This is a genomic window from Nocardiopsis sp. FIRDI 009, from assembly GCF_003386285.1.
Taxonomy (GTDB): Bacteria; Actinomycetota; Actinomycetes; order Streptosporangiales; family Streptosporangiaceae; genus Nocardiopsis.
Map to the genome: position 1 here is coordinate 71,272 of NZ_QPNC01000008.1, position 12,806 is coordinate 84,077.

Below are 12,806 nucleotides of genomic sequence, written 5' to 3' on the forward strand. Positions count from 1 at the left end.
CTCTCAGTGAGATGAGCCCATAAAATCCTCTTCTATCTCATCCAGCTCTTCCTCGCTGGGAATCATGGGCGCCCAACCTGTGGATTCGGCATGACGAACAAAGCGATCAGGGAGTCGAACATTGTATTCACGAACGTAGTAAGACAAATCAGAAGGCCACAGCCAGACCCCATCGGTGAGAACCGACAGAGAGCAGATCGCAGGGCATTTCTCATCCAGTACGTCAAACAGCACCTGGGTCGATGCCGCGACAACCGAACCTCGGTCCAGATATTCCGCGATTTTCCCTTTCCGAGTTTCGTCGCCTTTCGACACATGAGACTTCAGACTTTCCCCGCGATCATCACCGTGCGAAAGCTCCCGAAAGAAACCAATCTTCTCTACCCCCATCAAGGCATCACCCCCGGACTGAACAATCTCCACAAATCAGGCGACAGACTCTTCTTGGCGCTGGTCGGACCAACGAAGAGAGTGCCATGACGACCTGCCCAAAGCGTATCCACAGGAGCCATGACATTGACTCCGAGCTTGTTCGCGAGATTCTGCGCGAACGAACCGTCGGGAGAACCGGTCGAGCAGGCGCACAAACGGATGTCACCTCCGGGATACGAAGGATCACGCATGAGCCTGTTCGCGAGCTCACGATGGCCGAACTGCCTGCCCATTGGGGCACTGGAAACGGAGTTCGGTGTCCCATGGATCACTACATCATGAAAACCTTCCATGGGCTTCGTCCTGGCATGGTTGGCAGCAAAGGGATCCCCCGGCTCCATGTAATTGGTCCGGGGATTGCAGTTGTGGTTGAGGAGGTCGAGCTCCCCCGCCGCCACATGGTACGTGTGCAGGTCCGCGACCGTCAGGTTGTGGACCGTGGCGGGCTGGGTGGCGACCTCCACCGCGGAGACCTGCACCCACGTACCGGCCGAGGTCTGCAGCCACATCCCCGGCGCCAGGTCGATCGCCTCGACCCAGGCGTTCAGCTCCGGAACCCAGAACGGGTGCCCCTCGGTCGCGATCACCACCTCTCCGACCGCCACCGGACCGGGAACCTCCGAGGCGCTGTCGGAACCGGCCGACTCGCCCTCGGGCGGCGCCTCGCGTTCGGTGGTCGGGTCCACGGTGATCTCGACCAGTGTCTTGGCGCCCTGGCCGACGATCGTCGCCGCGACCGTCCGCGTCCCCTGCTCACCGGCCTCGGGGTCGGTGGCCAGCACCCGGTCGCCGACCTCGACCTCCTCGATCGGCTTGGTCGACCCGTCGGCCATCAGCACACCCGTACCGGGCGCGAAGCTGTTGCAGGTGCCACGCGCCCCCGAGGTGGCCGGGGTCGTACGCGGCGCCGACGTCGTCGGCGTCGTGCGCGGTGTGGTCCGCACCGGAGCGGGTGTACGCGGCTGCACCGGAGCACGGCCCGACGTCGCGGCCCCCGACCGCGATCCCGCCCCACCGAACCAGGACGAGAACCGGCTCGCGACCGATCCGCCGAACCGCTGACCGGCCCACCGGGCCCCGGCACTGGCCGCGCTGCCCAGCGCGGCACCGGCCGCGCCGCCCACGGCGCCGCCGATGGCGCCGGTGACCACCGAGGTGGCCGCACCCGACCACGTCCAGTCGTTGCGCGGGGTGTCCAGCCCGTACTGGACCAGGCCGCCCACGGCGCCGCCCAGCGCGGCACAGCCGACCACTCCGGCTCCGCCAGTCAGGGCCGTGCAGCCCACGCCCACGGCCGTGCCCACACCCACCGAGATGATGGTGTTCTTGTTCCTGCTGGCCCAGTCCTTGGCGGAGTTGTAGCCGGACCGCACGGCGCTGCCGACCCTGCTGGCGCCGGACTTGACCTTGTCCCACGCCTTGCTCAGCCACAGACCCGTGGGGTCGGAGAAGGTCACCGGGCTGTTGTTGGCGTAGGCGTAGCCGTTGAGCTGCAGCGGGTCGGAGGTGTCCAGCACCGGGTCCGCGGACAGGAAGCGGCCCAACGCGGCGTCGTACTCGCGCGCGCCGACCAGGACCAGCCCGGTGGAGGTGTCCAGGGTCTTGCCGAGGAAGCGCTTGTCGTCGGGCCAGGCCCAACCATCTCCGCCGCGCTCCTCGCCGAAGGGCGTCATGTAGCGGCGGACCATCTGCTCGTTGTCGGCGTTCATGGACACCTGTCCGGTGCCCTGGTGGTCGGCGGCGAGCATGTGCACCTGGTCGGGGGTGCGCAGCGCCACGGTCCGACCGGCGTGCTCGTAGTAGCGGGTGGCCTTCACCTCTCCGGTGAACTTGTCCGAGCGCACCTCCATGCCCGGCAGGTACAGGACGTCCTCGTAGGGGGTGGAGCGCACCAGCCGGTCGCCCGAGGGGGTGTAGACGTAGGAGGTCTCGCCCACGTCGTTGGTGACCGTGTCCAGCCTGCCCTCGGCCGTCCAGTCCAGTTCCTGGCGTTCCCCGGCGATGTCGCGGACGGTGGTGTTGCCCGAGGCGTCGTAGTCGAAGGTCGCCAGGGTGTCGCCCTGGGCCGTCCGTTCCACGACCTCGCGCAGGGTGTTGGGCTGGGGCCCCTCCCCCTGCGGGTAGGTGTAGTCGCGGGTGACGTCACCGCCGTTGCCGGTGGTGTCGTGCCGGACCTCGCTGATCCGGTTGCCCGCCGCGTCGTAGGTGTAGGAGTGCCAGTAGGCGCCGGGACCGCCCACTGACTGGGCGGTGGGCTCGGCGTCGCACCCGGTCGGGTCGCCCTGCGGTAGCGTCCACGCCTCGGTGAGCTGGAGCAGCCCGTCGTAGGTGAAGCACTGGGTCTCCTGCTGACCGCCGTTGGGCGCGTCGGTGATGGCGACGACGTTGCCGGAGGCGTCGTAGTGGTACCCGGTGTCCAGCAGGGGCGCCGCAGCACCCTGGCGGTCGACGCGGGTGCCGATCAGGCGCTGGGTGCCCTTCTCATAGCTGTTGGTGATCCACGCCTTGGGGCCGGTGCCCGGGTTCAGCTCGATCTGGAGGGGCAGTCCGGCCTGGGTGTAGTCGGTCCGGGTGACGTAGGAGCCGGCCCCGTCCAACGTGGTGGGGCGGAGCAGGTCGTCGTAGCCGATGGTCAGTGACTCGGCGGGCAGGCCGCCGGCGGCGGGCATGCCCGTCCCCTGGACGGTGCCGTCGGGGTTGTAGCTGACGGAGAACTCGTAGTCGCCCGCGAGGTCTCCCTGTGAGGCGGGGATGCCGTAGAGGATGTTGGTGGGCCGGTACAGCTCGTCCTGCCCGACGAGGCCGATACGGAAGTCGCCCTGGTCGGTGTGCCGGGTCTGGATGAACAGCTCGCCCTTGTACTTGGTGTCGTACTGGTACGAGGTGAGCTTGGTGCCCTGCTCCGGCTCGCCCTCCCAGCTCTCCACCATGCGGCCGAGGTCGTCGTAGACGTAGGAGACGGTCCGGCCGTCGGCGTCCGTGGTCGAGACGAGTTGGTCGAGGTGGTCGTAGGTGCTGGTGGTGGTGCCGGTGTCGGGGCTGTGCACCGCCACTCGGCGCCCCTTGTGGTCGTACTCGTAGCGCCACTCGTCGCCGGCCGGGGTGGTCATCGTGGAGAGCTGACCACCGGGGGTGTAGGAGTAGGTGGTGGAGACGTGGTCGCCCTCGGGGGCGTCCCCGGTGTACTGGCGCTGTTCCACCCGTTGGCCACGGGCGTCCCGGATGACGGTGACCGGCACGCCCCCTTCCGGCGGGGTGACGTGGACGCGGTCGCCCTCGTGGACGGCGGTGGTCCGCCACTTCTCCTCACCCGCGACGCGACGGATGGTGGCCACGGGCCGTTCGGCGCCGTCGTAGGTGTAGACGGTCTGGCCCTGGACGTCGCCGTCACGGACGACGAGCAGGCCGGGAGCGGGAGCCCCGGTGGCGTAGTAGGGGTCGTTGGTCTTGGCGACCTCACCGATGCCGTTGTAGAAGGTGTCGGTGACCAGGCGGCCGCCGTCCGGCCCGGGCGCCTGGGTCTGCCGCGTGCGCAGGAAGCCGTCGAGGATCTCGTAGGAGGTCGCGTAGGAGCCGTCGTTGCGGATGCTGTGGGTGGCGACCGAGACGGGTGCGTCCTCGGCGATGGTGTAGTCGTACTTGACGTTGGGGGTCATCCCCTGGCTCTTGGGCCGGTTCGGCAGCCAGACGGCGGTGACCCTGCCCAGGGGGTCGTGGCCGATGTCGGTGCGTCGGCCGTTGGCGTCCACCTCGGCGTGGACCGAGCCCCGCGCCGGGTCGATGTGGGTGACCTGGGTGTGGTCCAGGGCGTTGGTGGCGGTGACCTCGGTGACCAGACCGTGGGTGTAGGTGTGGTCGGTGGTCTGGGTGACCAGGCCCTCGGCGTCGGTGATCTGGGTGACCTGGCCGTACTCGTCGTAGGAGAAGCCCTTGACGGTGCTGTAGACGGGGTCGCCGTCGGCGTCGCGGCCGTCGAACTCCTCCATGACGGTGATGTCGCCCCGGGTGGGCGCGTCGCCGTAGCCGCCGCCGTCGTAGTGGCGGCGCACGTCGGAGATCAGGTCGTCGGGTCCGGACTCCCGCGAGCAGGCGACCGCGACGCTCTCCACCCGTGCGATGAGCGTGTAGATGTGCGCGTCGGCGTTGTCGGCGTAGGTGGTGCGCGTGCACGTGTCGTCGTCGGGTGTGGAGGTGTCCCCGCGGTCCTCGACGCGTTCGGCGCGCCCGGTGTCGGTGTCGAAGGCGGTGACGCGTTCGGTCTCCATCCACGACCCGTCCGACAGCGCGGTGTAGCCGCGTTCGGTGTCGGTGGCGGTGTAGGCCGCGTGGTCGGTGCCCCAGTCCTCGGTGCGGGTGGCGGTGACGTGCCGCCAGGGCTCGGAGATCGACTTGGTGACGACGTCCTCGCCGTCGTAGGTGATCGTCTCCAGCTCGTGCCCGGCGAGCTCGTCGTGGTCGGTGTACTCGGTGCCGGTGGAGTCGGTCACCGTCACCGAGGCGGTGCCTCCGCCGGGTTCCTCCCCGCCGTCCAGTCCGCGCAGGTAGGTGTGGTCCGTGCGGGTGGGCATGGTCTGGCCGTCGCCGGTGCGTACCCGGACGGTCTCGTAGCCCCGCCACTGGTTCCAGGTCTGGTACTCGTCCTCGGTGATGCCGTCGGGTTCGGTGTGGCGCCACCCCGCGTCGCCGACGTACTCGTACCGGGTGTACTGGTCGGGCGCCTTGCCGGTGAGGTCGGACTCGATGACCTCTTCGACCACGTACTTGTGGAACCAGTCGGTGATCGGGTCCTCGGCACCCGGCGGGTTCCACTTGACCGGGTAGCAGCGCCCGGTCTGCTCACCCTCCGCGGGCAGGTCGTCGTGCGAGCACGTTCCGCCCGCGTAGTTGACGTCGATCTGTCCGCCGGTCTCGGTGAAGATCCTGGACAGGCGGAACCGGACCAACGGCTGGATGTTGTCGTCGGGGTCGTCGACCCGGTTGGGCAGTTGCTGACCGTCGAGTTGGACCGGCGGCAGGGCCTGCTGTTCGTCCCCGTCGTGCCCGGTGCGGGTGATCTCCGACAGCCACAGGGTGCGCGAACCGTCGCCGTTGTCGGTGAACAGGTGGGTCAGTTCCCAGGAGTCGACGGTCTGGTATCCGTCGTCGGTCCTGTACTGGGTGCGGACCTGTTCCAGACGCTTGCGGGTCCAGAAGGAGGGCGAGGTCTGGGTCCAACCGCAGTCGGTGCCCTCCTCACAGGCCAGGTCGTAGGGGACGTCCGGCCAGTGCCGGGCGTTGTCCTCGGTCAGCTTGTCGGCGGCGCAGTCGAAGTCGTCGTCGGGCAGGCAGCGTTCGGTGGTGTCGAAGACGACGCGTGCCGGGGCGTCGCCGTCGTAGACCTCGCCCGCGCGCTGTCCGTAGTCGATGCGGGTGAGGTAGCCGCCGCGGGTGTAGGCGGTGCCGTTGGTGTCGGTCTCGCCGTTGAGGGCGTAGTGGTTGGTCTCCTTGGCGTAGAAGTAGGTCATCACGTTGCCGTGGGCGTCCTCGACGTAGTCGAGGTTCCAGCGCCAGCCCTGCTGGCACCAGGAGTCGGCGAACGTGGAGTCGTGGCAGGGTTCACCGGCGTCGTCGCCGAAGACGGGGACGGTCCAGACCGAGTCGGTGGTCTCGTCGCCGCTGCCGTAGCCGGGCAGGCGGTTGCGGCCGAAGTAGTAGCGGGTGCCGTCGGTGGTGGTGACCCGCCAGTACTCGCCGTCGTCGTCGCCGTTCTCGGCTCCGGTGAGGCGTTCGATCCTGGAGTTGTCGTCCGACTCCAGTCGCCACTGGCCGGTGTCGTCGTCCTTGATCAGCTTCCCCGAGGTGCCGTTGAGCATCAGGGTGGCGTTCTCGGTGGCCCAGCACTGGTCGCCCTTGGCGTCGTGGCCGTCGTCGGTGCAGGCCTTGTAGGCGCGTTCGATGTAGCCGGGCTCGTAGGAGAAGCCCTCACCGATCCAGGAGCCCTGGTTGTTGGTGGCGCTGGTGCGCCCGTCCACGGACTGGGAGGAGTAGTCGAGCGACAGTTTCGGCTGGAGGCTGGAGGGGACCGGCACCGACTCCAGCGGGTAGGACCAGGTGAAGGCGCCCGAGGAGGTGGACACCGTCCATGTGGAGGAGGGTTGGAGGGCGGTGGCCCCGTAGTCACCGCCGGAGGAGGAGGTGGACGCGGCCAGGGCGAAGACGCCCGTGGACACGGTCACCGGTTCGGCGGGCGGGGCGGCCGGGACGCCTGGGGCGCGGGCCTCGTCCGCCTCCGGGCCGTCTCCCCGCTGCGGGGTGAGCGTGGCGGCCACCGTGTCGGGGCTGTCGGTGGTGACCGGGGACAACTCCAGCGGCGTGTGGCACTCGGGTTCCGCCGGTGTGGTGAGGAAACAGTCCGGCATGGGCCACAGGGCCAGCCGGTTCCCGTAGGAACCGCCGAAGGCGTCGGCGAAGTCCGAGGGGTCCACGTGCACTTCCGCGCCCTCGGGCGCGGTCACTCGCAGTGCGAGCCCGTGGGCGCCCGCTCTGGCTGCGGGTTCGGCTCCCACCACCTCGACCTCCGCGGTGCCCTCGGCCCCTTCGGCGACGACCTGCACCGGCAGACCGCCGACCGTCGTCATGCCGTCGCGCCCGGCGGTGTCACCGATCGGGACGGTGGCGCTGTCCTGGGAGGGCCAGGACGCCCGGGGTTCTCCTCCGGCGGCGTCGGCCAGTTCCTCGCCCATCTCGCGGGGTTCGACCTCACCGGTGGCGCCGGTGACGGGGTCGGCCAGTTCCTGGGTGTCGGGGACGGAGTCGTCGCCCATCCAGTCGGGCAGCCGGGGCAGGACCACAGCGAGCGTGACGGTCACCACCACCGACATGAGGGCGGCGGTGGTGGCGAGCACGCCCTTGCGCAGCCGTGTCCTGGTGGCTTTGGGCTGGTCCGCCTCGTCGGTGGGGGCGTCGGTGTCGCGGTGCGGGGGCATGCCGATCACAGCTCCGGGTTCTCGGTGGTCCGGCTGAGGGCGGAGATGAGGGTCTCGTCGGCGGCTCCGGCGTAGACGCGGACGTCGTCGACCGCGCCGGAGAAGTACTGGCGCCACGAGTAGGAGTCGGCCTTGGCCCGGCCGACGTTGAGCAGGACCCACGGGGCGTTCGGGTCCTCGGCCAGGTCCTGCGGGGTGGGCCACAGCGGGTGGAAGCCGCGGGTGACGGCGTGCGTGCCGTTCACGTAGAAGCGCACCTCCTGGGCGAAGGCGTCGAAGACCAGCAGGAGGTGGTCGCCCCGGTTCTCGTGGCTCGGGGCGACGTCGGACGCCTCGAGCACGGTGGGGTCGGCTTCGGGTGTGTCCGCGTCGGACAGGACGGCCTCCCACCGTCCGCTCGCGGCGTTGTACCGGAGGTCGATGAGGGTGTTGTAGGCGGTCTGGGAGAGGACCGTCATCGACTCCTCGGGGGCGGCCGCCGCCAGGCGGGCCCGGGCGCTGATGGTGAAACTGCCTGCCAGGGGCGCGTCCATGAAGGCGCCCGCCGAGTCGCCGTCACCGTCGAGCCGTAGGTGACCCTGGCCCATCAGGGCGCTGTCGCCTCCCCAGGGGTCGGACTCGTGGATGGCCGCGTCTCCGTTGAGGACCATCGGGTCCCGACCGTCGGCCTCGGGGCTGGTGCCGTCCACGGCCGCGTTGAACGGCCAGTAGGACCGTCGGTCGACCGGGAGCATCCGGAGCCGGTCGAACTCGTATCCGCTGACGATGCGGTCGAAGACACGCACGTCGGCCACGGCGCCGCGCAGGAAACGGTCGTAGCCGCTGCGGGTGGTCGAGCGGCCGATCTGGAGTGCACCGGGGGCGGACCAGACGGTTTCGCGCTCGACGGTTCCCTCCGGGGAGCCGTTGACGTAGAAGCGGACGGTGTCGGTGTGGCTGTCGTGGGCGAAGGCCAGGTGCGCCCACTGGCCCTCGGTGACCGTCGCCTCCGCGGAGATCCCCCACCCGCCGAGGGCGTCCATGTCCGCGTCGGGGAAGGCGACACGCCATGCCTGGTCGGAGGCGTCGTAGCCGAGGGTGAACCCGGGCTCGCCGGTGCCGTCCTGGGAGACGACCACCTGGTCGCGGCTCAGGTCGTCCAGGCGGACCCAGGCCGAGACCGAGAACAGGCCGGTGGTGTCGACCAGCCGCGCGTCGGGGGTGAGGTAGGCCCCCTCCGTACCGTCCAGGGCGGCGGCGCGGCTGCCGTCTCCGCCGGGTCCCTCCTCCCCGAAGGTGACCCCGGCACCGGCGACGGCGGTGCGACCGCCCTCGGCCGCGTCGGCGGCGCCGTCGGAACCCGCGTCGTCGCCCATGCTCCACTGGCCGACCGCGGGCCTGCCTCCGTCGACGAGGAACAGGTGGTTGGCCCGGCTGCTGACCTTGCCCGCCCGGTCGACCGCCTCGACGTAGAGGCTGTGCGGCCCCTCGTGCCACGGGCTCCAGGTGAGGGTCGCCGTACCGTCGGCGTCGGCGGGCAGCGTGTTGGCGGCGGAGGGGTCCTCGTTGACGCCGTAGCGGTATTCGACCACGTCGTCGGAGGGCGAGGAGAAGGTGAAGTCGCCGTAGACGCCCACGCCGTCGTGCCAGGCGTCGTCGGCGGGGAAGTCGTCCGAGGTGATCTCGGGTTCGCCGGGGGCGGTGGAGTCGTAGACGAACTCGCATCGGGTCTGCGCGCCCGTCCAGCTCCACGGTCCCCAGGCGTGTCCGTCGGAGGCACGCACGATCCACCCGACGGTGGTGTTCTCCGGGATGTCGTCGGGCACCTGGTAGTGGAAGAAGGAGCCGGACGCCTTCTCCGAGGTGGTGTGGGTGCGCTCCTGTTCCTCGCCGTTCTGGTCGGTCCAGAACACACGGAACTGGGCCTTGAGCTTCTCGGTGGAGGAGCTGAACTCGTCACCGTCGGACAGGTACGCCGTCAGGCGCGGCGGCTGGTCGACGTAGGGGCGGTCGGTCCCGTAGACGCAGGCGCCTCCCGGAGACATCCCCATCCAGGACTGGTCGGGGATGTCGGGCACCGTGTTGTAGCGCACCTCGAGTTGGGCGTTGTCGCAGAAGCGCTTCCACTGGACGGCGGTGGACTCGTCACCCGCGCGCAGGCCGAAGGACGTGGAGGAGTAGCCGTTGTCGGCGGCCCTGCCGACCGCTTCGGAAACGTCGAAGCGCACGTTCTGGTTGGTGGGGGTGCAGGAGGCCGTCGGGTCGGAGGGGCTCCTGGTGTCCTGCCGTTTGGACCAGGAGGGCTGGTTGTTCCAGGTGGTGGAGCTGTTGAACCCGCCGGTGCGGTAGGCGCGCACGGGGTAGGCGGTGGAGTTGTAGGTGTGGCGCAGCGTCACCGCCAGTTCGGCGGACAGGATCTGCTTGTCGGCGTAGGCGCCGGTGGGGATGCGGTAGAAGAGCCGCTTGACGCCCGTGCCGTTGCAGTGGAAGGGGTCGCCGTACAACTGCGGGCAGCGGCCGACGCCCTCGTGGTCGTTGCCGGAGAACTTCCAGTAGGAGGTCCCCGGATAGCCGGAGGAGACCATGGCCCAGGCCGAGAGGGTGGAGGTCTTCCACACGGGGTCGATGTAGATCGGGTAGGCGGTGTCCTCGGCGGAGGCCATCTCCTGGTCCGGGCGCAGGACGATGTCGCCGTCCTCGACGTCGGTGCTCACGGTGGCGACCCGGGAGGACTCCAGCGGTCCGTCCTCGGGCCGAGCGCCCTCAGGCTCGGCGGTTCCCTCCGGTTCCTCGGCTGCGAGGGGGGCGATCCGGGACGATTCCGTCGGCCCCTCCTCGGTCTGGGAGCCCTCCGGACCGGCGGCTCCGTCCGAGCTCTGACCGGCCTCCCCCTGGTCACCGGAGTCCCACATCAGCGGCTCGGGGGCCTCGAACACGTTCCCCCCGGCCCCGGTGTCCACCGCGGCCAGTCCCCGCTCCGCGACGGTGATCTCCAGACCGGTGGCCTCGGTGGCCAGTCGCAGCTCGGCCAGTTCGGGGCTGGCCGCCGCCTCGGGTGTGTGCACGACCAGAACGTGGGAGAAGCCGTCGACATCGGCCCGTACCACCAGGTCCACGTCGGGCAGGACCGAGGTGTAGCGGGCACGGGGACCGTCGAGTTCGGGTTCGGGGAGGGCGGTGGGCCAGTCGACGGACAGCTCCTTCCCGGCCCGGGTGAGGGTGGCCAGTGGCCCCTCACCGCCCGGGGAGATGCTCAGCCCGACCGTTGAGGCCCGGGGGGTGATGGTGCCGTCGTCGTGGCGGACGAGGGTGGGGTCCGGATCGACCCACGCTCCTTCGCTCAGCACGCGGACCGGGTTGAGGTGCTCGACGGCGGTGAAGCTGCCGTCCGGTTGGGCGTAGACGGTCCGGCGCTCCTGGCGCAGGTCGGTGACCTCGACCCGCTCCCCCGACCCGGCCGCCTGGCGCAGGGCCTCGGCCTCGGTCGCCGCGGTCGGTCCATCCTCGGCGTACGCCGCACCGTCGCCGGAGGGGGTACCGGTGACCGGCAGCGCGACGGCCAGGGCGGTGACCAGAGCGGTGGCCGAGAGGGCGGCCGCGGTGCGGCGCAGCAGGGCACGGACACGCGCGTGTTCGGGAGCGCCGTGGGTGTGCACGGGGGAGTCCTTACGGGCAGTCGGGGAGCGGGGGAAACGGTGTTCGGGTCAGCTCAGCGCGGCGCCGAAGGCACGGCCGCCTTCGGGCAGACCGTCCTGGCCGGGGCGCCAGGTACGCCATTCGGGCGCACCACCGTCCAGGGCGGCCCAGGAGGTGGCGTACACGGCCCCGGGATCACCCGGGTCGAACGGGGTCGCCAGATAGAGGTCATCGGCGGTGGTGTGGAAGGACATGCCGAAGTACCCGCCCGCGACGGGAGCGCCCAGGGCTTCGTGGCCGGAGCGGTCCAGGTCGGTCCGGTCGGTGACGGCTTCGGTGAGGGGATGGAAGATCTGCACCAAACCCGCGGCGTGTTCTGCGCCGACGGTGTGCCCGGGGGTGCCCGCGACGAGTTTGATCGAGGTGTCGGTGGCGTTCTGGCCGGGGGTGGTGTCCACGAGGCGGACGTGCTGCCCGAGGAAGTCGGAACTCTGGGCCAGGTCCATACCACCGGAATTGCGGCCGACGGCCCAGATCTGCCGCCGGGTTCCGTCCGCCTCGGCGCTGAAGACGTGCGCTCCGCCGACGTCGGTTTCCCCCTCACCCAGGTCCTCGCCGGGGGAGCCGACCGCGATCATGGTCTCGGTGTCGCCGTCCGCGGTGCGGTAGTCGAGAGCGTGGACGGAGGTCCCGGTGCGGTCGCCGGCCTCCGAGCTGCCGCTGACCCCGCCGGGCAGGTCCGAGTTCTGGTGGAGGGACCCGACGTAGTCGAGTCCGGCGCTCGCCTGCTCGTGGTTGAACAGGAGCACGCTGCCGGCGAACTCCTCGGCACCGATGGCCTCACCGGGGCTCCCGACGGCGATGAGGGTGTCGCTCGCGGAGACGTCGAACCCGAGGCGGTCATTGCGCTCAGCCGCGCCGCCCACGCCGTCGGTGTCCTGGTGGACGGAGTCGGTGAGGTCTCCGCGCAGGTAGTGGACGTATCCGGCGTCGTCGATGTCGCCGATGCTCTCACCGGGGACGCCGATCACGGCGTAGGGAGTTCCGTCGGCGGCGTTGCCCGCGGCCACCGCGTGCCCGAACCAGTCCCCGGCTTCCGGTGCGCCACCGAACCCGGAGGTGTCCTGGTCCCAGAGTTGGGTGGCGGCTCCCGTGCCGAGTCCCTGCGGTGATCCGTGGACGAGCATGACCGCGCCTGCCTCGTCCAGGTCGTCGACCCGCTCGTAGGGCAGTCCCACGAGCAGGTCGGAGCAGCCGTCGCCGTCGTGGTCGAAGGTGTCGAGCACCTCGCCGAAGCGGTCTCCCTCAGCCGGACTCCCGGGTATGCCACCGGTTCCGCGTTCGAGCAGGTCGGCCCCGCCCGCTCCGTAGGCCACGGTGATGCGACCGGCCCTGGAGGCGCCGCCGACCTCGGCGTCGGGGTCACCGATCACCAGGTCGGCCACACCGTCGCCGTCGAAGTCGGAGTCGACGCCGCCCTGGCAGGTGTCCGCGTCGGCCTGGGGCGGGGCGAGCGCGACCAGCACGAGGGCCGTGGCGGCCAGGAGAGCGCTCACCCGCACCGGAGCATGGGCAGGGGATGTCATATGCGTTGGGTCCTAGCTGGGGGAACAGAGATCCAAACGGAACGGGAAGCTAGAGACTCAACAAAACGTAACAATAACAACACAAAAACACAAAACAGGCACAAGGGATTCAAGGCACATTAAAAGCAATCTTCAAATCCTGACCCACGCAGGTCAAAGCGACGACTGACACCACGGAAGCATCTCACGCGCACGTGATGAGAACGTT

Annotated in this window: 4 protein-coding genes; all 4 read right to left on the reverse strand. The window is 69.9% G+C overall.

The window, feature by feature from the left end; translation table 11 throughout:
• Nucleotides 1-3: 3 nt before the first annotated feature.
• Genes DVR05_RS26505 through DVR05_RS05405 form a run of 4 tightly spaced genes read right to left on the reverse strand, consistent with a single transcriptional unit; the run spans nucleotide 4 to nucleotide 12,568 of the window.
• The gene (locus DVR05_RS26505) at nucleotides 4-390 is read right to left on the reverse strand and encodes a hypothetical protein (RefSeq protein ID WP_157982388.1); all 387 of its coding nucleotides are present in this window, start codon (nucleotides 388-390) and stop codon (nucleotides 4-6) included.
• Entirely contained in the window at nucleotides 390-7,397 is a 7,008-nt protein-coding gene (locus DVR05_RS27830; RefSeq protein WP_304598590.1) for an RHS repeat-associated core domain-containing protein, read from the reverse strand. The genes DVR05_RS26505 and DVR05_RS27830 overlap by 1 nt, the downstream gene beginning before the upstream one ends.
• A gap of 5 nt (nucleotides 7,398-7,402) precedes the next feature.
• Nucleotides 7,403-11,032, reverse strand: a complete 3,630-nt coding sequence (locus DVR05_RS05400) for a LamG-like jellyroll fold domain-containing protein (RefSeq protein ID WP_116244698.1) — start codon at nucleotides 11,030-11,032, stop codon at nucleotides 7,403-7,405.
• Between the two features lie 48 nt (nucleotides 11,033-11,080).
• Nucleotides 11,081-12,568, reverse strand: a complete 1,488-nt coding sequence (locus tag DVR05_RS05405; protein WP_157982389.1) for a hypothetical protein — start codon at nucleotides 12,566-12,568, stop codon at nucleotides 11,081-11,083.
• Nucleotides 12,569-12,806: the final 238 nt, after the last annotated feature.